Genomic DNA, 21,890 nt, shown 5'->3' with positions numbered 1-21,890 from the left:
TCATTTTTTTAAATTACGTTTCGATAGTTGTAAAAATGAAGAATTGTGATGTATAGGAGAAAAAAAATATAATGAAAGTTATAATTTTCGGTGCCACCGGTATGATCGGCAGAGGTGTCTTACAGGAGTGTCTACTTGATGCCGAAGTTGATGATGTTCTGACGGTGGGACGCAGTGTGACCGGGCTTCAGCATGAAAAGCTGAACGAGATTCTACACAAAGACTTGCTAAATTTGTCGGCAATTGAAGGTGATCTTGCGGGCTATGAAGCGTGTTTTTTCTGTCTCGGAGTTAGTTCAGTCGGTATGAAAGAACAAGAGTATCAGCGAGTGACCTATGATATCACAAGGGCGGTAGCGCAAACACTGGTTAAACTTAATACCGAAATGACGTTTATTTATGTATCAGGATCAGGTACCGATAGTACCGAGCAAGGACGTGTCATGTGGGCAAGAGTAAAGGGCAAAACTGAAAACGCATTGCTACGCTTGCCGTTCAAGGCTGCCTATATGTTTCGCCCAGCATTCATTCAGCCGTGTAGTGGTATTGTATCGAGAACTAAGTTATATCGGGTGCTGTATCGTGTGCTGGGCATTTTCTATCCTATATTGAAGAGGCTTTTCCCGCAATATGTTACAACAACAGAAATATTGGGACGGACGATGATCAAAGTAGCTAAACAAGGCGCTCAAACTTCTATTATCGAAAGTAAGGACATTCGTTTATAACGGTAAATTTTGAACAATAAATATAATAGGAGTGATTATGATGAAAACATTATTAGATTCGACGCAAATTGGAAGTATGGCTCTTAAAAACCGCTTTGTTTCTGCTGCTGTTGGTGATTTTGTGGAGGCTGGAGGTCATCTGACAAAAAACATGCTGAAGAAATATGAAACTCTTGCTAAGGGCGGAGTGGGGACTATTATTACAGGGTTCACGCTAGTAGATGAAACAGAAGGATCATTTAATATACCGGCCATGTATGCCAACTCATTTGTTGACGAGTATAAAGAGCTGATCGATACCGTACATGCTTATGAGGCTAATATCATTCTCCAACTGGTATATATAGGTTCCTATGTCATGGGTGATCCTGGAGTTCGTCCTATCCTTGGGCCAAGCGCAGTGGCAAATCTCAATAACGGAATTGTGCCGCAAGAAATGAGCCTCAGTGAAATCAAAGATGTCCAGAATAAATTCGCGCAAGCCGCCGTTCGTGCCCAAAAAGCAGGATTTGATGGAATTGAACTTCACGCAGCACACGGATTTCTTCTTAGTCAATTCTTAACGCCCTATTATAATCACCGAAGCGATATTTATGGGGGATCTATTGAGAACCGTGGGAGAATGATACTGGAAACCTACTCAGTTGTGAGGGAAGCGGTAGGAAATGACTATCCTATTTGGATTAAGATTAACTGTACGGATGGTATCGAAAGGGGAATATCTTTGGATGATTTCCGTTATATCTGTGCTGAGCTAACAAAATTAGGTGTAAACGCCATTGAGGTTAGCGGAAACTGGATGGATCGATCGAAAGATAAGACCGCATATTTCAAAAATGAAGCGGCGATGATATCTGAAGAAAATAAAGTGGTTGTCGTTCTAACTGGTGGAAATCGCGATTATACACAAATGGAGCAGTTACTCAATAGCACTAATATAGGATACTTTGGCATGGCTCGTCCTTTTCTATCAGAACCCAATCTGCCAATTCACTACGAAAAAGATTTTTCAAAGAGGACGCGATGCGTAAGTTGTAATGCATGTTTGAACCATGAAAATGCCGGAAGCTGTATCTTAAATCAGAATCTTTAACGTATCTTACGTTCACAAACAATACCCTTTTATAGATAAGGCACTTCCTATTTTCTTTGGTACTTCACGTATTGGCGAGGTATTTGAAATATCCACAAGTCTGATGCATTGGTAGGGAAATACGTAGCATTCCGTTTTTTGGATTGTAAACAGGTTGATTTTAAGAATAGTTCTCTTTGAAGTGCTGACTTCTACAAAGCTAAATTTTCAAAAGTCGGGTTTCACAATTCTAATCTACAACAAACTGGAATGTCAGGAGCAAGTCTAAAGGGAATTGATTTAAGCAGTTGTAAGATAGAGGGCTTAGGGGTTACCGTGGCTGATCTGGATGGCTGTATTGTTTCCCCTGAACAAGTAATATCATTTTCAAAATTATTAGGACTTATCATTAAGAGGTAATTTTCGGAAGAAAACCTTGGTTGCTACGGGCAAATATATACAAACGGTCAGGCGGCGTTCCTGTTCCTGTTGACCTCGGCACTTGCTCCCCTGATTCGTCTGTCTTACATGGAGATGGTGAAATTGGCTCTACCATACACCATCGGTATGTCTCTTACAGGTGTGCTGGCAACAATATACTGTTATAATCCTAAAGACTAGGAACCAACAGATCCCAGATGTTACTAAATATATTACCCTTTGCAAAACGCACTTATGGTATAATAAAAAGGCTAGAACCTATATAAGGCGGTGAACTTATGAATGAAAATCAGGTGGGTGTAATACTTGAAGAAGTTCGGGATATGTTCAAAACCCTGGCTGAGGGACAGCGGATTATTGAAAATAGGTTGGGCAAAGTAGAAGAAGGACAGAAAGTACTAGAAGAGGGACAGAAAGTACTAGAAAATGGACTGAAGGTACTAGAAAATGGACAGAAATCATTAGAATCTGATATGAAGAAAGTAAAATCAGATTTACAAATAATTAAGTCATTCGTTATTGCTGCTGATAATAGTTTTAACGACTATGAGAGCAGAATTAAGGCTTTAGAGAAAAAAACTGCCAATCTATAAATATAAGACAAAGCACCCGCGCAATTCGCTGGTGCTTTTTAGTTGCCTCGCAGTGTTTTCGATTTCTTTGCCTTCGTGTAGCAAGGGCCCATAGACAACAATCCAAATTCGTCATTGCTGACGAATTTGACCTACACCCGGCATACGATGATCTACTGAATAAATATTTGGTGATCGGTAGAAGGAAAAGCGAGAAGTTTGGCGAAGAAGTCCTCCCGAAGGAATATTTGCTATGATAAAACCATGTTCTAAATAATTGCCCATCAAAAAGGAGACTATTACGATGATTTTCAGACAGGCGCTACCCCAAGAGATAAATTTTATCTTCAGTGAAGGGTACAAGGAATGGAGCAAAACCAGGACGTTTGAACAATATTGTAGCGATAATGCCAAGGAAGATGTGTATGGTACAAGGTATGTCCTAGATGTTGATAACGAAATTGTCAGCTCTCTGATAATATTAAAACTTAAGGATATTATTGAGAAAAAAGCATATGGTATTGGGTCTGTATTAACACCAAAAATTTACGCCGGCCAAGGTTATGCCACGGAATTGTTAAAAAATTGCATCCAAAAAGAACAAGAAGACTCCTTTATTTTTTTATATTCAGATATAAATCCTGAATTCTATAAACGATTTAACTTTAAAATATTGCCTACGAAATTTCAAAGATACGAAAAAAGCGTCTGCATGGTATATTGTAACGATCTTAACTGGAATGAACTTTTATATTGTTCAATAGATTCAATACCAAACTATTTTTGAACCAGCCCAGCAGTGATCCAAAAACCGGGAAGTTTACTTGGCTCTCCTTACTAAAAAACAATTAAAGAATAACTTAGCTAATATGAGTGTACAATGACGCTAGGGAAATGGCGGAAAAAACCTAGTTTCATAATCCCCCTACTACTGGAAGTTATATGGAAAATAAAAATAAACCTCCTGTAAAATTTATTGTTGTAAAATACCAGAAAGATGGATAAAGACATAAAGGTAATTGCTTGTTACTGACTTATCACACAGTTATGGTATTTCTACTGGAAAATGGCGAGTATGGGGGGAAATGCCAAAGCTCCTGGTCAAGGCAAAAAGCAATCCTTGATGAAAAGGCAGCGATAAGAAAAGTTATGCCTATTCTAAAATGGACAGCAAAGTCCAATTTGGAATAGGCATTTTATATGAGGCATTTCACCCTCATGAGTCTGGCCACATTCAAAAAAGGAACAGTAGGGACATACAGGTACAGTGTCTGCAAGAAAGGCAATTTGTGCAAAGACAGTGTCTGCAAGAAGGCTAGTACGTGCGAAGACAGTGTCTTCGTGTGTGGGCGCAGCTAAGTTATCTAATTGTCCGGGATAATTGCAGAGAGGCGAGTTTTAATTCCTAACTCCAGGAAATAGAAGCCCATGCCTCGGGAAAGCTCGGCGTTAGACCCCCTTGTCTGCAGATAAGCGATTCCCAGCGCCCATAAATCCTGGCGGCTGCGTTTAGCTAAAATAGAATATCGCTTGCGGACATATTCATAGCCGATCTCAAAATCACTGAGGTCTCGTCTGGACATCGTTTTCCTCCTGCTGTTCAGGGGATTGTTCTCCGATCAGTTCGGAAATACTAACACCGAGGGCGGCAGCGAGTTTGGTCAGGGTTTGGATTGAGCCTGCTGAATGACCATTTTCCATTTTATTGATCATGCTCTCGTCCATATGAATTAAATCAGCAAGCTGTTTTTGAGTCAATATGAGTGATACTCTTAGCTTTCTAATTTGCTTTGCCATTGTATCCACAATAATACCACCCCTAATCAAAAGATTATAGAATTATATTCATTATGTCAATATATAAAGTGAATTAAAATCATGATATTTACATTTGTGTGATTTAGATATAATTGAACATGAATTATATTCAGGATGTGATGAGATGAATTACGGACAGCGAATCAAGTACTTTCGTACTACCGTCGGAATTTCCGCCAATGCTTTAGCGAAAAAAATCAGACTGGATCCGACTACAATTTATAAAATTGAAGCCAACGATTCAAAACCTTCACTGGGTTCCCTCGAAAGCATTTGTGCTGCTCTGGACATTAGTCTTGCCGAATTCTTTACAGAAGAAGAACAGGTCTTGGGCCCGGAGATCCAAAGACTGCTGGGTACCGTGAAAAAACTTTCACCGGAACAAATCGATTATCTGCAGAAGTTCTTGGAATCGCTGAGTAAGGATTGATTATTGCTTGAAAAACAATCTGTATGTGCTTGATTAACCTCGTGAGTCTGGCCACATCGGCTAAAAAATTACAGCTTGAAAGGGTGCCATACAGTTTTTAAGACTAACTGGCACCCTTTTGCATAGGGTTTAAGAATATTTGGTTATCTATGAAAGAAAAAGGCGAATCAATTGCGGAGGAGTCCGTCAATAGTATCTTTGATAAAGATAATTTTTTTTCGGTATATTCTAATGATGTTATGAATGCAGCAAGGGAGATATTGATTGTCAGCCCTTTCATTACGAGGAAGCGAACCTTACAAATGATGAAATATCTTACAGTTGCCTTGGAAAATAAAGTAAGAGTTATCGTGGTAACACGACCTGGTGAAGATTTTAAGGAAAAGGATAGAAGTAGGATACAGGAGACGGTAGATATAATGAAAAATGCCGGTATTAGCATTATCTTTAAATCACAGATTCATCAAAAATATGCAGTTATTGACCAAAGGCTTGTGAGGTACGGAAGCATTAATCTTTTGAGTTTTGGTAATGCAGAAGAAAGTATCATGCGGCTTGATAGCCTGAATATTGCTAGTGAATTGACATGTAGTATAGAGAACATGTAAAGGGAGGCGGTATTTCGCCTCTCATTCTTGTTGTGGTAGCGATGATAGAATTAGAACTCCGCCCAACGTTTTGTGCGACGCACTTTCTGTCGTACGCACACAATAGGCAATCATTATAGGTTCTGGAATACTGTAAAAATGAATAGATTTGGGCAGGGATTAGCAAATGAATGAAGAATTTGCTGAGTATTATGGGTCTAACCATTCCCTTTTTGGATCAGTGGTCAATACTTAAATCCGTGGATATTATCTTACCTGTTCCCCCTTCAATTCAGAGACCATTCCAACCCGCAGCGGAAATAGCTCGAGCGATTGCGACGTATTTAGATATTAGTTTTACAGATCAAGTGCTACAAAAACCTCAAATGATCAGGCTGAAAATATGGATAGAGGTCAGAAAGACTTATCCGGCACTATCATCGCAGTAAAAAAAGCTAAGAGGCCCTTTAGACTACTGCTTATCGATGATTTATATAGTACGGGTGAGACCATAACTGAATGTGTGAAAATACTGAGACAGGATCAGAATTTGAGGAATATCTATATACTTACCATGACAAAAACGAGGTGATCCAAAATGAAAGTATTTATAGCAGGACCTAGGGCAATTTCTAAGCTTAATAAGCGTGTTGAGGAAAGACTTAATAATATTTATTCGAGACAAATGAACGTTATTGTCGGTGACGCAGCTGGAGTTGATAAAGCGGTCCAAGATTATTTCTTTCGCATGAAATATCAGAATGTATCTGTATATGCAACTCAAGGAAAAGCAAGAAATAATATAGGAAGTTGGAAAGTTGTAAACGTAGAAGTTGAAAAGATACTTAAGGGGTTTGAGTTTTATGCTGCTAAAGATATAAGGATGGCAGAAGAAGCGGATTACGGTTTTATGATTTGGAATGGGAAAAGTAAGGGTACGCTTAACAATGTCATAAACCTTATTAATAGAAAGAAGAAGACATTAATTTATTTCGTCCCAGGTAACGAATTTTTTACGGTTAAAACTTTAGAAGATCTTGAACGTATCGTAAGTCTATGTGAGGAAGATACAAGAAACTTATTTAATAATTTATCTCAGAAGAATGTCCAACTGGTAAAAGATGAGATGAAGGAATATATCACCGAAGAGCAACTTTTATTTTAAACAATCTAAAATCATAAGAAGGACTAACCCAGGCTATTTCAATTTGGTGGGCTGGTACTTGCCCTATAAATAGAAAGCGCGAAGGAGTTTACAAAATGATTCAGGTATATACTAATTATGTTGCATGTGACACTTATGAGGAAGCCATCGTTGCTCAGGGGATTATAGTTAACGAAATTGTGTTTCATCCCCAAGATTTGCAACGATCGTGGCATGTTTTTAGTTGAACATGAACTGGATGAGAACCAAATGAAAGAGTTACTAAATCAAGTAGGTTTGAACTGCAAATAGATTACCTACGAACTGATGCTAACCGGGTTGATGAATTCAATCGTATGATTAAAATGAGGGTTGAAGTCTGTAGTATCTTCACCTAACGTTTCGAGGAGGAACGGAGTGGCAGCATCCAAATAGGAACGCTCTTTCGTTTGATGAATGCGGGCTGCCCTCAGCTACAGTTTTATAGAATTAAATAACTTGTAATATTCATATCTGAATTTAATTCTTCATTTATACCAGTATTACATATATTTCGAATGGTACGCTAGTAACAAACCCTTATAATGTCAAGGAAAGCCCACTTCATAGGTGGATACATTATTTGCTTCAAGAAAGGAGATTTTTATGTCTAAAAACTATGAGTCTGACTTTAAAGTCAAAGCTGCCTTTTTGCTAAAAGGGATACTGCCACCGCCTCCTGTAAGCGACGTTAATTCTATGAACAATCTCTTTTAGCCGGGTAAGGATTGCCTGACTTATACCATATCACCGGCATCCTCCTCGGCCGAAAAGGGTAAAAAGGAGGAGCTTACGAATGGTAACTATGCTTCGGGATAAAACCCTTTGGGGATTAATCTTCGCGGTCCTGTTAATGATGGTCGGAGTAGGCATGATAGTTGTGATATTACCACAACAAGTCGTGTCTTTGGATGGAAATGGGCATTCGGTAGGATATCTGGCTTCGGCTTTCGCCTTTTCCTATCTACTGTTTCAAGTTCCTATCGGCAGCTTGTCGGATAAATTTGGCTTCAAGCTGTTTCTAATCATTGGATATTTGTTGTGTTTTTTAGCCGGATTGGTATTTTTCTTTGCAACAAGTTCAGGCGTGATATTTTCCGCCCGGCTCTTGCAAGGAGTCGGCGAAGCGCCGGTTTGGGCGTTAGCTCCGGCGTTACTGTCAGTAAAATTTCCAATGAATAAGGGAAAGGTAATGGGGATATACAACGCCGCTATCCATTTCGGCCTAACTTTGGGGCCTGTTTTGGGATTGGTATTGGCGAAGGCGAAGGTATTGACCGGGAATGCGGTATTTCTGATCTACTCGTTTGGCTGTTTAGCTGGCGCGGTTGTCATCAGTCTTCTTGTGGAGCCTCTCACGAAGAAAGAAGCAACGAGGACGAGCTTGGTTGATCTTCAGACTATCTTAAAATTGATCAAACAGCGAAAGACTTGTATTTCTTTGCTGGGGATCACTTTATATGGAGCTGGTTACGGAATTTTCCTCACGACGATTCCTACGTTTTTATTGCAAGAAAAGTCCTTAAGTGCAGTGGCTATCGGCTTATTCTTTTCCTTGTTTTATGTGGCCATAAGCATTTCGCAAATTATCACCGGCTCATTAGCGGACAGATTTGGCTGGAATATATTGATGATTTTAGGACTTCTGGTTGCCGTAGGCGGGATAATGATTACTCCATTCTTAAGCGGCCTGCTGATCTTCTTGCCACTGACGGTCGCCAGTTTAGGAATGGGCGTTTTTTATCTTGCCTCAATGGGCTTCTTAAATGAAATCGTGCCCAACTCTTTAAAGGGTACCATTTCCGGGGCATATTATCTCTTTTGGGGAGTCGGGATGTTTTTTGGTCCCCCGATAATAACTAAAATTGCAGCATACTTCAGTTTTCAGGCAGCAATGACCGGTTATTCGTTGCTTATGCTGTTAGTCGCAGCCGGGATGGTGAAATTATTCGGTTGGGATAGAGCCGCCGGTCAAGCGAAGATTTCAGACTAAAAGATTTCGCTAATTTTTGAACCAAAACACAGGGATTATATGGTTACATTATTTTTAACTGCTTGGCGTCTATTTCAAAATGAATAGACGCCTATTTTTCAGCTTAAGCATGCTCACATATTCTATGAATGAAATTAGCTCCAAGGAGTGTGATATCATGCCTGATCCGGGAACGGATGACAGCAGTGGACGCACCACGTAGGTCAGCTCAGCTATCCGGACAGCTTGTCTCCTCAAATTCGGATTCGAATCCGAATTTGAACATTAACTCCACACTTGAGGTGGGGTTTATAATGACCTTGGGATAAGCCCAGTGACAGGATCTTGAGAGAAGTTCTATAATCCTTGCGGGGATGATGAAGTCAATCACTTACTGGAAATTACGGCGAGAGGAGATTGGCCTGACTCGCAGTAGGGCTTCAGGAGTGTATTGCAAAAAAAGATTTGTCAGCTTTTGAGCTAATAGTTGACAGCGCAAAATACCTAGGTGAAAGAAAGAGAGATTAGTCAAGATCGTTGGTGAGAAGTCCCAGGTACAGATAATATACTAAGCACCCATATTATGGTATAATTAGAGCGTAAGAAAGTATGGGGAGAATGGTTTATGAGACAGTTAATCGACCTGAAAATTGATTATGCTTTTAAGCTTATCTTTGGCAAAACGGGTAATGAGCCAATTCTTATAGCCTTCTTAAATGCTGCGCTCAAACTTCCCCGCGACAATCAGATAACCTCAGTTCAATTATTAAATCCTGAACTCGACAAAAACTATCAGGATGATAAAAAGTCTGTCTTAGATATCCGGGCAGTGACTAATGAGGGGATTCAAGTTAATATTGAAATTCAACTGGCCAATAGGTATGATATGGATAAACGGACGCTTTTCTACTGGGCCGAAATGTATACTCGTCAAATGCGGGAAGGAATGGCCTATCAAGAGCTGGCCAAGACTATAACCATCAATATCCTGGATTTCAGATATATTAAACAGACGAGAAACTATCACAGTGTCTTTAGACTTTTCGAAATTGAAGAGGGGTTTGAGCTGACCGAGGCCCTGGAAATACATTTCATGGAACTCCCCAAGCTCCTGGTAAAGTGGAGAGAAGGACTGGTTAGTCCTTGGGAAGATGCTTTAGTGCGCTGGCTGTTCCTGTTGGAAGGTTCAGAAGATGAAGAAATCTACAAAACCTTGGAGGAGATCGCTATGCAAGATCCTGTCTTAAATAGAGCCATGGAAGAGTGGGAAAAATCCAGTGATGACCCAAGAATCCGTGAAATCTACTGGTCAAGGCAAAAAGCAATCCTTGATGAGAAAGCAGCAATAAGGGAAGCAGAATTGAGATTGAAAAAAGGGATGGAGGAAGGCTTAAAACAAGGCTTGAAACAAGGAATAGAACAAGGAATAGAACAAGGAATAGAACAAGGAATAGAACAAGGAATAGAAGAAAGTAAACTTACAATAGCTCAAAAAATGCTAAAAAGAGGACTGGATATTCGAGTAATCTCCGACATTGTAGGTATGTCGGAAGAAGAAATAAAAAATTTAAAAGGATGAGTGGGATATAGGAATCAACAACGACAAGAGTTCTTGTACCCTTACAGAATTTTTTGCCGAGGAACGACCGCAGCTTGAGCCGGAACTTCGCCGCCTTGTGGATACAGCCAGAAAGCTGTCACCGGAACAACTCGATTATCTTCAGAAGTTATTGGAGTCCATGAGCAAGGATTGATTTTGTTCTATAGGCCATAGGGAAAACAGAGTAAGTGATCTAATTGAAGCCCGATTTTATAGTCGGGCTTTTTTTCTTTCAATAAATAAAGCTTCGACGCAGTTTGATATACGTGGCTTTATCATAGTGTCACTTGAAAATAGCAAAGAGATGTCATTCAGTTTTCGTGACTGACAAGCACCCCTTTGCTATAGTTTTTGAAATATTTGGTGAATGGTGGAAGGAAAAGAGAAAAGTTCGGCGAAAAAGAAACTATGCGTCAAAGGTTGTTCGTAAGGATTGATAAACAGTCTAGGGGGAGTATTCGGTGCATCGTAATATCGAACAGAAAAAATTAGGCCAAACACGCTCAGGAGCTCACGCCTTGATAAAAGAAGCTGACCGGTCATGAATGATCAAGAACTGAAACAAGTTGACATCTATACCGATGGAGGATGTATCAGCAATCCCGGCGGCAATGGGGGATATGGGGTTGTACTTTTATACAATAACAAGAGAAAAGAATTATCCGGGGGATACGCCAATACAACCAATAACCGGATGGAGCTAATGGCTGCTATCAAAGGACTGGAGGCTTTAAAGGAAAAATGCAGAGTGACCATCTATAGTGATTCGAAATATTTGACAGAAGCCATTGAACAGAGATGGATCATTAATTGGATGCGAAAAGGGTGGATGAGGACTAAGACAGAAGAGGTCAAGAACGTAGATCTTTGGAAAAGACTATGGGCGATGATCCAAAAACATGAGGTCAAGTTTATTTGGGTACGAGGTCATGCAGGGAATCCAGAAAACGAGCGCTGTGACCAATTGGCAACAATAGCAATGAATTTACCCAATTTAGAGGAAGACCTTAGAGAAGAGGTTCAAGGTTCTTCGCAAATCGGGATAGACCTTTTTAGCTAACCGCTCTTTTGGAGTTTTTCAATAAAGACTGAGATCTGATTCGTACTAAAATCAATTCCCAGGGTGTAGACGGAATGACGTCGTTGCAATCAGGAACCGTTCCGATAGATCAGGTTAGCATATTGCTAAACAACAAATCGGGACACAGATTTCGCAAAGATGCTGCTCAACCTTTTCAGCCGCATAACGCTCCAAAATCGGTCGTGTAGTGTCAGGAAGATAACCGCTTTCGGACAATACCGGGAAGATTTCTACCCAAGCCCGCTCTACAGCTTCGGCTGTGTGTTTCACTGTAAAAACCGAATACTTTCCTCCGGCGATTTCACCATGCTGTACATTAGCGCCTGCCGGAAAGTGTTCATCAGCAAGGAGAATGCAAGCATCATAGCGACAATTCTCAGGTGATGTTGTTTGCGGATTATCATGTGCAATGCCAAAAATCACCGCTTTACTGTTCATTAGGTTGTTGGCTTTTGCCCAGTGTTTCAATTGTTCCATAGTCTGAATATTTTCCTCACCATAAGCTCCTATTTGTCGTATATACGCAATAGAGCACGATTGGATAGTTTCAATATTCATGTTCATTGTCTGGTATCCTCTTTCATAACATTGTGACCGGTCCTTTTTCACCATACAATGCTTAAAAATGAAATGCAAACTAATTTTTAAAAGTTGTATATTTTACTAGTAATTTCACCATCTTTACGCAAGTATTGCCTGGCAAATCCTTAGAGTATAGTACTAAAACGGGTGGCGGTTTTATATCATATCGCCGCGCGCTTAAAGAAATAGAATTATATGTGAACGCCTGCGATTTTCCGCGGGCTTTTTTGTACTACCAGAAAGTATAAACTTGCGTTATATACTGCAAGAAGTCTTAATACGCGCGAAGACAGTGTCTTCGTCTAAGCATAAGTGCAACCAACGGTTTCGCCTTCGCAGGCTCGGCGAAGCCGGGTTTTCTTTATGTGTCACACCCCCTGCTTCAATGACTTCTGAAATGCGGTCCCTGATACGTAAATTGGCTATACTCAGGGATAGCCTTCGACGACATAACGGCGAAATCAATTATAGTTAGTATATTTTTATTACTAACTCTTGACGAATCAATAAGATAGTATTAAAATAATACTAACAAAAGATAGTAATAAATTAATACTAAGTAAGTTAAGGGGTGCTTTCAATGGAATTAAGAGACCATCAAGGGCTTACAGCAGAAGAATTTCTCAAGAGCTATGATGCCGGGAAGTTTGAAAGACCTTCCGTTACTGTTGATACTGCGATTTTTACGATTACCAGTGATGATGAAGTCAACCAACGAAACCTTTCGAATCGTGAACTCCAAGTGCTGCTAATTAAGCGCGGCGGACATCCTTTTTTGGGTCAATGGGCATTGCCGGGGGGATTCGTTAATCCTGCAGAAGATATTGACCAGGCAGCCGTCAGAGAGCTTAAAGAAGAAACCAACCTGGACTGCAGCTACATGGAACAGCTGTATACCTGGGGCGAAGTGAATCGTGATCCAAGAACCCGGGTGATCAGCATTTCTTATTTAGCGTTATTGGATTCCACAAAGTTTGATATTCAAGCCGGTGACGATGCAGCGGATGCCAAGTGGTATACGGTTAAAGATACTGTACTTAAAAAAGAAAAAACTCTAACCCAAGATGGTTTTATTCAGCAGAAATGGGTACGGCTTGAACTGATGAGTGATGAAGTCACGTTATCTGCGGTCATTAAGATCATCAAGATTGTCAAAGGCACTACCATTGAGTACCGGCGAGAAGTTGTTGAACAGACGGGAATTGCCTTTGACCATGGGCGCATCATTCAGTACAGCATCGAGCGCTTGCGTAACAAGGTTGATTATACGGATATTGCGTTTGGGCTGATGCCCCAACGCTTCACCCTAAGCGAATTGCAGAAGGTCTATGAAGTTATTCTTGGTAAAAAACTTTATAAAGCCCAGTTTCGTCAAAAGATTGAGAAGATGGTCAACGGGACCGGAGAGTTTCAAAGGGGAAAGGCACATAAACCCGCTGAACTCTTTCGATTTAACCCCAATTGGGATGAGGACGATAATTTTTAAGTGAGGGGGAATGGCAGTGTTTAACAAAGGTGACTTTTTAGGACTTGCGAATCAAGTTCTCAGCAAACAAGTGGATGTTCTTAACAACCTGGGAGCATTATCGGCCGGCGATTTAGACCAATCGAAGACAGCTCTGGTGGTCATTGACATGGTTAACGGGTTTGCCAAGGAAGGTGCACTTTACAGTCCCCGAATTGAAGGGCTTATCCCTGAAATCGGGAGAGTCATGCAAATTTGCCTCGATCGTCGTATCCCCATCGTAGCTTTTGCAGATAGTCACACCCCTGAAAGTCCTGAATTCAAACGCTATCCCATACACTGCGGGTATAACTCTAAGGAATCAGAAATCGTGGATGAGTTCCGAGGCCTTTGTCGGGTCTTTCCTAAAAACTCAATCAATGGTTATCTTGAAGAGGAGTTTCGTGAATGGCTGAATGCCCATCCTGATCTTAATACCTTCATCGTTGTGGGCGACTGCACGGATATTTGTATCTCCTCATTCGTTCTAACCGCTCAAGCAGATTTTGACGGTCGAAACAGGGACTCTTCGGTGATCGTTTTAACCCAAGGCGTGGAAACCTTTGATATCCCAGAGGTTCATGATGGCGACGTTTATCAGATGCTGGGACTAATGTATATGTCCTCGAATGGCGTGAGACTTGTCTCGACGTTAGTTGAATAGATAGAAAGGGGAGTGAAGAGGATATGAGTGTTTTTAATGGTCAACGACTGCCGGCTGAAATCTTTAAAATTGACACTGAACGGATGAGAAAAGGGTGGTACTCTGACGCCTATTTCTTAAATATCGTCAAAATCCTCGAAACTTTATCAGAAGAAGACTATGTGTTTGCAGGCAAAAGTGACCTTCAAGATTTTCAAGAGGATAAATTGGCCCAAGTAAAAAACGGTGATATTGTCGTTGAGATGCAATTTTTCACTCGACGGAAACCCTATAGTTTGGTGGCTGGGGTCGACGAGGCTTTGACGATTCTTAAAGAATGCACCGGTTATTTTGATGATCTGGGTGACTTTGTCAACATGTACCATACTCTTGAGATCGAAGTCGTTGAGGATGGGACATTCGTTAAATACGATGGAAACCCCATGGGCGTAGAGCCTGTGCTTAAAGTGAGAGGAATTTACCGTTATTTCGCCTTACTGGAAACTCCAATCCTAGGGGCTCTTTCGGAGGCATCACGTGTAGCTACGAACGTTTTTAATGTTCTTAAAGCGGCGAAAGGGAAAGATATTCTCTTCTTTCCGGCTCGTTTCGTTCACTACAAAATGCAGGCGCTGCACGGGTATGCTTATTCCTTGGCAGTACAAGGGTACAACGAGAAATACGGTAAGACATCTAATACCTTTGTTTCTACGGACGATCAAGGTGATTGGTGGGGAGGGAAAGCCGGGGGTACAATAGCCCATGCCTCCATCGCGGCTTTCCTCGGCGATACGGCCGAAACCATGATGCAATTTTCGCGGATTATGCCGGTTGAAGTCCCCAGGATTGCCCTCGTAGATTATCACAATGATTGCCTTGGCGACACTCTTGGGGTGATGAAAAGGATGTTCAACAAGTATTGCAGCCTTTTAAAAGAGGGTAAAAAGGAAGAAGCCCAAAAGTATCAGCTCTTTGGCGTTCGCCCAGATACCTCGGGGAATATGCGAGATGTGTCAATTCCTCCCCTGGGTGACAAGAAATTAGACTGTGGCGTAAATCCACGTTTAATCTGGGCACTGCGCAACGCGATCAATGATGCTTTTAAACAATGGGATATTCCATTTGAAGCGATTCAGGCAGCTAAAGAGTGGTGCCATGCGGTTCGGATTGTGGTTACAGGAGGCTTTAACGCCAAAAAAATCACGATGTTTGAGGAATTAGGTGTGCCGGTTGATATTTACGGGGTCGGTTCTTCACTTCTGGAAAACTCGGATGAAACAAATAACGATTACACATCGGATATTGTCCGAGTAAAGTTAGACGAAATATGGGTGGAAGTGCATAAAGTTGGCCGAGGCCCTTGCGATAACCCAAATCTTGAGCGAATTCAATAGGGGTGAGGGGATGGAGCAGCGCTCCGTGTCGCTGAACAACTGGGAATTAAGACAGTCGAAGTCAATCTGAAGGATGGTTATTCAGCGCTGTCACAGAGCCTCAAAGAAGGAATGGGGGGACCTCTTTCTCTGATGGCTTCGGCAAATATTAAACCGCGCCTTCGTATGACCACCCTTTATGCCATTGCTCAAGAAATGGGGTACTTGGTGGCCGGTACCGATAATCTCTCGGAAGCTGTGATGGGATATTTCACCAAGTGGGGCGATGGTTCCTTTGACTTTTGTCCGATTTCTGACTTAACAGCAACTGAAGTCGTGGAACTGGGCAAGGAACTCGGTATCCCCAAAGAGATTATTGAGAAAGCACCTTCAGCCGGGCTCTGGGAAGGACAGACTGATGAAGGCGAAATGGGGATTTCCTATCAAGAAATTGATACCTATATTCGCTTAGGTATCGCGAAACCGGATGTCATCGCAAGAATTAGAGAAGCCTACCACAAAACCGCTCACAAACGGCAGTTACCTTATAGCTATGGGACGATTGAGTCACCTGTTTTAGCAACTCTTTGAATAATCACACGAGCGCATAGTAGTGCCCATTTTATCCGCTAGAAAGTGACAAAATTAGTTGAAAAGAGAAAGGGTGCCAATCAGTTTTGCAAGACTGACTGGCACCCTTTTGCGTAGTTTTTGAAAGATTTGGTGAATGGTGGAAGGAAAAGATAAATGTTCGGCGAAAAAGTAACTATACGTCAAACGTTGTCCGTAAGGTCTACTACGCTATCTTGGATTATAAAGGGGTATCCCGGCAGGAATTTGAGTGGATCAGAAAGCAAAAGGTCGAAGAGAAAGGTGCTTTCCGGGATAAACTCCTGCTTAAAGAGGTTAGCGACAGTTGAGGGGTTGAAGCAAATTGTCAGAAAAGATCAAGCAGAAGGGCAGCCTGGGCAGCATCGCCGAAGACCTCTTTGTCGAGCTGTTCTGTGATACCTTTGGTCCGGATCAAGCGGAGTATCTCTTTCTGCAGTATCCGGTCACAGATATTTATGGACACAGACGTTCCCTTGATTTTGCACTGGAAAGTGAAGACTTGAAAATCGCAATCGAGATTGACGGTGAAACCTATCATAACCCCAGTAAGGTTTCTTCTAATAAATATTATGATGACCTCACTAAGCAAAACAGCTTGATCTATCAGAACTGGAAGGTTTACCGCTGGGTTTATACCCAACTGAAGCACCAACCGGAAAAGGTTAAGGACGAACTGCGGATTTTTGTGGGGGAAATACCTGCTTTTAGAATGCTGGAGGATTATCTGCCTAAGCAGAAGGGCAAGGTCATCGAACTGCGGGAGCATCAGCAAGCAGCTTTAGACAATCTTCAGACCATGCGCGAGCATGGGGAGAGTATCGCCCTGCTTTATCATGCTACGGGAACCGGAAAAACTGTGACCGCCGTCAGTGATGCCAAACGTCTGGGGAAACGAACCCTGTTTTTGGCTCATACCAAAGAACTAATCACCCAGGCAAAAGGCACCTTTGAAGAACTTTGGGACGAGGCGGAGACAGGTCTTTATGTAGCTGAAGAAAAGGTTGCAGACACTTATGTTGTCTGCAGCAGCATTCAGAGTGTGGCCAGAAATCTGGAAGGGTTCAAACCCAATGACTTTGGCTATATCATCGTCGATGAATGTCATCATGGCACGGCAGATACTTATAGGAAGGTTTTGAGTTATTTCAAACCTGAATTCACTCTGGGTCTCACGGCTACCCCGGACAGAGCTGATGGCGAGAGTATCCTGGAGGATTTTAAAAATGTGGCCCATAAACTGGATTTGCAGCAAGCTGTGGAATTAGGGGAACTTGTTCCCATCAGGTGTATCCGGGTTAAGACCAATGTGGATCTTTCCACGGTGAGAATCAATGGCATTAAATATTACGCCCAGGACTTAGAAAGTAAGCTCTTTGTGCCGGAGAGAAATAAGCTTATTGCAGAAACTTATCTGAACTATGTTAGGGATAAGAAGACCGTGGTGTTCTGTGCTTCCGTACATCACGCTCAGGAGATTTCTGACTTGTTTAAGGAAATGGGAGTTCATTGCGAGGCTGTTTCCGGTTCTATGAAGTCAGGAGAAAGGGCGAGGATTTTAGATCGTTATGAAAATGGGGATATCCAAGTCTTATGTGCCTGTGATCTCTTAAACGAGGGTTGGGACAGTCCGAAAACAGAAGTGTTGTTCATGGCTAGGCCGACTCTGTCTAAGACACTTTATGTTCAGCAACTGGGACGGGGGATGCGCAAGTGCGCGGGTAAGGACAACCTGATGGTCTTTGATTTTATTGATAATGCCGGATTGTTCAACATGCCTTACTCCCTGCATAGGATGTTCAACCTGAAGGAATATAGGGCGGGAGAGTACGTTGTTGCTTCTCGGAAACAGTTTGAGCTGGACAGGGATTTAATCGCCAGAGGAGAAAAACCTCCTGTTTTTCTGGATTTCCCGGTAAATGCAGCGGACTATGAGCTGATTGATCTCTTTAACTGGCAGGATGAAGTGAAAGGGATGATATCACAGCTGGAGTTCGTGAGGATGGTTGATGTGCAAACAGAAACCATTGAACGGTACCTGCGGGAAGGAAAGATAACCCCTGATTTAGAGGTACCCTTTGGGGATAGAAGGAGCTTTAAATATTTTAAGGAAGCAACTGTGGAGAGCTATGCTAAACAGTACGGCTGGGAGCTCATCAATCCTGCCAATATGAAAGATAAGTTTATGGACATGGTCAGGACCATGGATATGAGTTTCTCCTATAAGCCGGTATTGATCAAGGCCATGCTTGAGCACGTTGACGATAGGGGAAGAGTTAGGGTAGAGGACATGGTTAATTACTTCATGGATTTCTATAAGGCTAGAAAAGAGAGCGGCCTGGTTGTTGAGAAGAAATCCAGTCTGTATTGCAAAGACGGTTATACGAGAAAGGATGTTGAGAGAAATATCTTTAGCAATCCCTTTAAGCGGTTTGAGGATATGCGGTTTATGAGCCGGTGCCGGGATATTGAGTATGTGGAGTTTAATCGGCATGTTTGGAAGAGGATGACGCTGGAGGAGAAGGACTGGATTGTTGGGCGGTGTGATGAGAAGCTGGAGGAGTATTATAGGAAGCGGGTTTAGAGCTTAAAGAAGAGTGATTTTAGCCGTGCTTAGAAAAGCTTAGGGTTTAAAAAAAGACTATAGGCTTTGAATACGCCGAGAGATGAAAAGAGGGAGGAGACACTCAAATGATAAAGGCTTTCGTGGAGCTATGGTATTTGTGGCTTTTGGTTTTAGTGGTTTTTATTTATCGATTGTATAAGGCCAAAATCAAAGGAATCATTGGGGAGAAGACTATATCGGCGTTTCTGACGAGGTTAGATCCAACAAAATATAAGGTTATAAATGACCTAATGTTGAGAGTTGATGGGAAGACATCCCAGATAGATCATGTAGTCGTATCAAATTACGGGATTTTTGTAATAGAGACAAAGAATTATAAGGGCTGGATTTTGGGAGATGAGCACGGGGAGTCTTGGACACAAGTAATCTATAAACGTAAAGAAAAGTTCTTCAATCCGATAAGACAAAACTATGGGCATATTCAGGCTCTGAAGCAGAATTTGCAAGAATACCCAGAGTTGAATTACGTGCCGATTATTGTCTTTTCCGTTGATGCTGATTTAAAGGTTAAGACAAATACCAAGGTGATATATTCAGTGAAATTGCTTAAAACGATTAAAGAGTTTACAACGGAAACCATTACTGAGCAGCAAAAGGAAGAGATATATTCGAAATTACTAGCTCTAAATGTAAGAGATAAGGAAGCCAGAACTCAGCATGTCGAAGGAATACATAAAAAGAAAGCTGAAGCGGCGAACCAAATAAGCGCTAATAGTTGTCCCAAATGTGGTGGGGAGTTAGTTACCAGAAAGGGTAAATATGGAGATTTTAAGGGGTGTAAAAATTATCCGAAGTGTAGGTTTACAATTACCAATTAGGAGAATGCTATCGGACGGTTGAGAAAATAGAGCACAAGCAAACAGGCTGAGAAATAACTATACAGGTTTGAAATCAAATTACCGGGAAAGAAACCAAATATCAGCAATATTTTCAAGGCCTGAACCAGCTTTGGGATAAGTATGTATGACCTTTGATGATTTCCAAGCCGATGAATGAAGTGCATGTTCTGATTATCCCCAATTAGAGATCGGTCAGAACCTTCTCTAGAATAGCTTCAATATGTCCTTGAGTACAGGGCTTGCATACAATTTGTAAAGGCCGGACCTGCATGAATTGGTCGTGATCATCTGCTGATGTCACAAATACTATACTACACGCTGACATGGACTTGGATTGCCGTATTTGTCTGGCGGTTTCAAGACCGGTCAGCTTTTTCATACTGTTATCAAGAAAAAGGAGGTCAAAAACCAAGCCTTGCTTCTCAATTTCTTCGAGAAGCTCCTCGCCGCTACTGTATTCGCAAATATTAAATAAAACGTCTTTTTTTTCTTCAAATAGATGTATTAATGATTCCAATAAGAGACGGCACAATGGCCTGTCATCGCAAATGCCGATCGTATACAAAACATCTCCTCCAACATCAGGCTTTGTTGGAATAATCTTAGGACAAATAGTCCAATATGTCAATAGGACTAATCGTCCTAAGATATACTTGCTTTGGTGATGATAATGCGATTAAGAATACGTGATGTTCGAGAAGATCATGACTTAACCCAACAGCAAGTTGCGCAATACTTGATGTGCGACCAATCTTTATACTCCAAGTATGAGCGAGGAGAGCGTGATGTTCCGCTGAATATTATGATTAAACTTGCCCAGTTTTATAAAACCAGCGTTGACTATCTGGTAGGGCTTACAGAAAATAAAAAGCCTTATCGCTGAGGAGAAGCTAAATATACCTTGCTGTAATTACATAGTTATTGTAGGCTCCTCGAGGCACGTTGGTGTTACTTCATAGCAATAAACGCTGCACGGGAGACGGTAGTTCTCCTCAATAGAAAACACACCACAATATAATGTGTTAACCCAGTCATATCAACACTATATGCTGTGGTTTCGATGAAAATGGATATGTTTCCGTGTACATAAGGGGTAGAGTGGGGTATACCTTTTCTGCGGTCATTCAATTAATGGTATAAAAAGTTTTTGTCAATAAACGTAAATAATTAACGTTTTAACGATATTTTTACCCAATTCGTTAAGGGTTTTTTAGAATGTGCCATTTTTGGTCGTTTTGAGCTAAATTTAGGCTTGTTGAACTTTGTGGTCAAATTATGAACGAATTTGGGGTATTATCACCTGTTTTTATACTAATCAATAAATGGGTAATGGGTGTTATTTTAATTGATAATGATCTCCCACAAAATATAATGTATCTTCCATTTTTATTTTAGGATCCCCTAGCTCTAGCTTATCAACTTGCAAATAGCAATGTTTTTCTGTTTTCCCTATAATTAAAGGCACAAACTCAAGTTGCGAAATCAAATTATAGGGGAGGAAAGAACGATGTTATTTATGCTGGATCGTGAAGAAATCTTTGCTTTACTTAGGGACAATAATTTGGAGCCAGTTTATCTTGAAGGTTCTAAAACGGTTATTGAAACCAATCGCGGGGAAGTTTTTTATGTCCTTCAGTATTCGGGAGATTGCCGTATCGGTTGGACATTATCATATTCCGTTCTGAAAGAGTTAAAAAGCTATGCTAAAGCCACTATTCTTCTCATTAATTCTGGCGCAGAAGAAATTTTCATACTAGGACCAAGGTTCTTTAACACATTACAGCCCATAAACGGTTGTTACAAAATTGACCGAAACCAAGTTGAGAGCCGTAAGATTTCTTTTGAGAGCTTTGATGATTATTTATAATATCCCAAGAACTATAGTAAAATTTACCTTCCCGAGAACCTATGTTATACTACTTGATCCTACAGAGTTTATAGAAACGAAAAAGTAAGGGAAGCGTTCATTCAGGTTGCAATTTGGTTATTTAGCCATAAATTTTGGCTGGAAACCCGCATACTCGCAAGACCGGGTAAATGATAGGAGGGCAATTAATTGTGGATGCTGATTAGCTTGAAATCAGCTTGAAATCAGCTTGAATCCAGACGGATTGTGTTGGTGCGGGTGCAATAAAAAATGTTAAGGAATGTCACATGCTTTCTGATTTTGCGCGCTTTCGGAAAGTTTCTTTAAGAGAAGAAAGGTAACGATCACCGAACTGGCAAATCG

General features: G+C 41.1%; 24 protein-coding genes and 2 pseudogenes. 22 read left to right on the top strand and 4 right to left on the bottom strand.

Annotated elements, in window-relative coordinates:
* Nucleotides 1–71 precede the first annotated feature (71 nt).
* From DSBG_RS07305 to DSBG_RS07290, 6 genes and pseudogenes are all read left to right on the top strand, one after another.
* On the top strand, nucleotides 72–728 hold the full coding sequence (locus tag DSBG_RS07305) for an NAD-dependent epimerase/dehydratase family protein (protein ID WP_068963510.1): 657 nt from the start codon (nucleotides 72–74) through the stop codon (nucleotides 726–728).
* 37 nt (nucleotides 729–765) lie between these two features.
* Entirely contained in the window at nucleotides 766–1,821 is a 1,056-nt protein-coding gene (locus DSBG_RS07300; protein ID WP_242877459.1) for an NADH:flavin oxidoreductase, read from the top strand.
* 195 nt (nucleotides 1,822–2,016) lie between these two features.
* Nucleotides 2,017–2,220: pseudogene (locus DSBG_RS23630) on the top strand (pentapeptide repeat-containing protein); the annotation flags it as partial.
* 33 nt (nucleotides 2,221–2,253) lie between these two features.
* Complete coding sequence (locus tag DSBG_RS21700; RefSeq protein WP_282434203.1) at nucleotides 2,254–2,421, top strand: hypothetical protein; 168 nt, start codon at nucleotides 2,254–2,256, stop codon at nucleotides 2,419–2,421.
* A 98-nt stretch (nucleotides 2,422–2,519) separates the two neighbouring features.
* Complete coding sequence (locus DSBG_RS07295; protein WP_068963508.1) at nucleotides 2,520–2,834, top strand: hypothetical protein; 315 nt, start codon at nucleotides 2,520–2,522, stop codon at nucleotides 2,832–2,834.
* Between the two features lie 283 nt (nucleotides 2,835–3,117).
* Nucleotides 3,118–3,600: a GNAT family N-acetyltransferase gene (locus DSBG_RS07290; RefSeq protein WP_068963507.1), complete on the top strand. Its 483-nt coding sequence runs from the start codon at nucleotides 3,118–3,120 to the stop codon at nucleotides 3,598–3,600.
* A gap of 577 nt (nucleotides 3,601–4,177) precedes the next feature.
* Here the strand turns inward: DSBG_RS07290 and DSBG_RS07285 are convergent.
* Both DSBG_RS07285 and DSBG_RS07280 read right to left on the bottom strand, forming a co-directional pair.
* The gene (locus tag DSBG_RS07285) at nucleotides 4,178–4,396 is read right to left on the bottom strand and encodes a hypothetical protein (protein ID WP_068963506.1); all 219 of its coding nucleotides are present in this window, start codon (nucleotides 4,394–4,396) and stop codon (nucleotides 4,178–4,180) included.
* On the bottom strand, nucleotides 4,374–4,610 hold the full coding sequence (locus DSBG_RS07280) for a helix-turn-helix domain-containing protein (protein WP_068963564.1): 237 nt from the start codon (nucleotides 4,608–4,610) through the stop codon (nucleotides 4,374–4,376). Before DSBG_RS07280 ends, DSBG_RS07285 begins: the two co-directional genes overlap by 23 nt.
* A 145-nt stretch (nucleotides 4,611–4,755) precedes the next feature.
* Here DSBG_RS07280 and DSBG_RS07275 point away from each other — a divergent pair, with 145 nt between their 5' ends.
* The 8 genes from DSBG_RS07275 (at nucleotide 4,756) to rnhA (ending at nucleotide 11,463) form a co-directional block, all read left to right on the top strand.
* Complete coding sequence (locus DSBG_RS07275) at nucleotides 4,756–5,061, top strand: helix-turn-helix domain-containing protein (protein ID WP_068963505.1); 306 nt, start codon at nucleotides 4,756–4,758, stop codon at nucleotides 5,059–5,061.
* 149 nt (nucleotides 5,062–5,210) lie between these two features.
* On the top strand, nucleotides 5,211–5,669 hold the full coding sequence (locus DSBG_RS07270; RefSeq protein WP_068963504.1) for a phospholipase D-like domain-containing protein: 459 nt from the start codon (nucleotides 5,211–5,213) through the stop codon (nucleotides 5,667–5,669).
* Nucleotides 5,670–5,839: 170 nt separating this feature from the next.
* The gene (locus tag DSBG_RS07265) at nucleotides 5,840–6,097 is read left to right on the top strand and encodes a hypothetical protein (protein ID WP_068963503.1); all 258 of its coding nucleotides are present in this window, start codon (nucleotides 5,840–5,842) and stop codon (nucleotides 6,095–6,097) included.
* Nucleotides 6,098–6,246: 149 nt separating this feature from the next.
* Complete coding sequence (locus tag DSBG_RS07260) at nucleotides 6,247–6,813, top strand: hypothetical protein (protein ID WP_068963502.1); 567 nt, start codon at nucleotides 6,247–6,249, stop codon at nucleotides 6,811–6,813.
* A gap of 95 nt (nucleotides 6,814–6,908) precedes the next feature.
* Nucleotides 6,909–7,040 (top strand): hypothetical protein, encoded by a 132-nt coding sequence (locus DSBG_RS24000; protein ID WP_282434201.1) that lies wholly within the window; start codon nucleotides 6,909–6,911, stop codon nucleotides 7,038–7,040.
* A gap of 587 nt (nucleotides 7,041–7,627) precedes the next feature.
* A complete protein-coding gene (locus DSBG_RS07255; RefSeq protein ID WP_207647221.1) occupies nucleotides 7,628–8,824 on the top strand; it encodes an MFS transporter in 1,197 nt (398 codons plus the stop codon).
* A 604-nt stretch (nucleotides 8,825–9,428) separates the two neighbouring features.
* Nucleotides 9,429–10,382: an Rpn family recombination-promoting nuclease/putative transposase gene (locus DSBG_RS07250; protein ID WP_068963501.1), complete on the top strand. Its 954-nt coding sequence runs from the start codon at nucleotides 9,429–9,431 to the stop codon at nucleotides 10,380–10,382.
* A gap of 562 nt (nucleotides 10,383–10,944) precedes the next feature.
* Nucleotides 10,945–11,463: a ribonuclease HI gene (rnhA, locus tag DSBG_RS07245; RefSeq protein WP_176716207.1), complete on the top strand. Its 519-nt coding sequence runs from the start codon at nucleotides 10,945–10,947 to the stop codon at nucleotides 11,461–11,463.
* 114 nt (nucleotides 11,464–11,577) lie between these two features.
* Here rnhA and DSBG_RS07240 read toward each other — a convergent pair whose 3' ends face one another.
* Nucleotides 11,578–12,048 (bottom strand): AraC family transcriptional regulator, encoded by a 471-nt coding sequence (locus DSBG_RS07240; protein ID WP_068963500.1) that lies wholly within the window; start codon nucleotides 12,046–12,048, stop codon nucleotides 11,578–11,580.
* 598 nt (nucleotides 12,049–12,646) lie between these two features.
* Between DSBG_RS07240 and DSBG_RS07235 the strand changes: the two genes are divergently transcribed.
* The 6 genes and pseudogenes from DSBG_RS07235 (at nucleotide 12,647) to DSBG_RS07210 (ending at nucleotide 19,639) form a co-directional block, all read left to right on the top strand.
* Nucleotides 12,647–13,552, top strand: coding sequence for an NUDIX hydrolase (locus tag DSBG_RS07235; protein ID WP_068963499.1), 906 nt, complete (start codon nucleotides 12,647–12,649; stop codon nucleotides 13,550–13,552).
* Between the two features lie 16 nt (nucleotides 13,553–13,568).
* A complete protein-coding gene (locus tag DSBG_RS07230) occupies nucleotides 13,569–14,234 on the top strand; it encodes a cysteine hydrolase family protein (protein ID WP_083236766.1) in 666 nt (221 codons plus the stop codon).
* Between the two features lie 23 nt (nucleotides 14,235–14,257).
* Complete coding sequence (locus DSBG_RS07225; protein WP_068963497.1) at nucleotides 14,258–15,607, top strand: nicotinate phosphoribosyltransferase; 1,350 nt, start codon at nucleotides 14,258–14,260, stop codon at nucleotides 15,605–15,607.
* A 27-nt stretch (nucleotides 15,608–15,634) separates the two neighbouring features.
* Nucleotides 15,635–16,177, top strand: a pseudogene (gene nadE / locus DSBG_RS07220) (NAD(+) synthase); the annotation flags it as partial.
* 343 nt (nucleotides 16,178–16,520) lie between these two features.
* Nucleotides 16,521–18,779: a DEAD/DEAH box helicase gene (locus tag DSBG_RS07215; protein WP_068963496.1), complete on the top strand. Its 2,259-nt coding sequence runs from the start codon at nucleotides 16,521–16,523 to the stop codon at nucleotides 18,777–18,779.
* A 107-nt stretch (nucleotides 18,780–18,886) separates the two neighbouring features.
* Nucleotides 18,887–19,639, top strand: a complete 753-nt coding sequence (locus tag DSBG_RS07210; protein WP_068963495.1) for an NERD domain-containing protein — start codon at nucleotides 18,887–18,889, stop codon at nucleotides 19,637–19,639.
* 202 nt (nucleotides 19,640–19,841) lie between these two features.
* On the opposite strand, the gene DSBG_RS07205 is transcribed toward DSBG_RS07210, so the two are convergent.
* Nucleotides 19,842–20,225, bottom strand: a complete 384-nt coding sequence (locus DSBG_RS07205) for a LytR/AlgR family response regulator transcription factor (protein ID WP_068963494.1) — start codon at nucleotides 20,223–20,225, stop codon at nucleotides 19,842–19,844.
* A gap of 105 nt (nucleotides 20,226–20,330) precedes the next feature.
* Between DSBG_RS07205 and DSBG_RS07200 the strand changes: the two genes are divergently transcribed.
* Both DSBG_RS07200 and DSBG_RS07195 read left to right on the top strand, forming a co-directional pair.
* Complete coding sequence (locus tag DSBG_RS07200; RefSeq protein WP_176716206.1) at nucleotides 20,331–20,543, top strand: helix-turn-helix domain-containing protein; 213 nt, start codon at nucleotides 20,331–20,333, stop codon at nucleotides 20,541–20,543.
* A 624-nt stretch (nucleotides 20,544–21,167) separates the two neighbouring features.
* Nucleotides 21,168–21,527, top strand: a complete 360-nt coding sequence (locus DSBG_RS07195; RefSeq protein ID WP_068963493.1) for a hypothetical protein — start codon at nucleotides 21,168–21,170, stop codon at nucleotides 21,525–21,527.
* The last annotated feature ends 363 nt before the right edge of the window (nucleotides 21,528–21,890 follow it).

It is taken from the genome of Desulfosporosinus cupriresistens (genome assembly GCF_001707885.1).
Taxonomy (GTDB): Bacteria; Bacillota; Desulfitobacteriia; order Desulfitobacteriales; family Desulfitobacteriaceae; genus Desulfosporosinus.
This window is presented reverse-complemented; position numbering and strand designations above follow the sequence as displayed.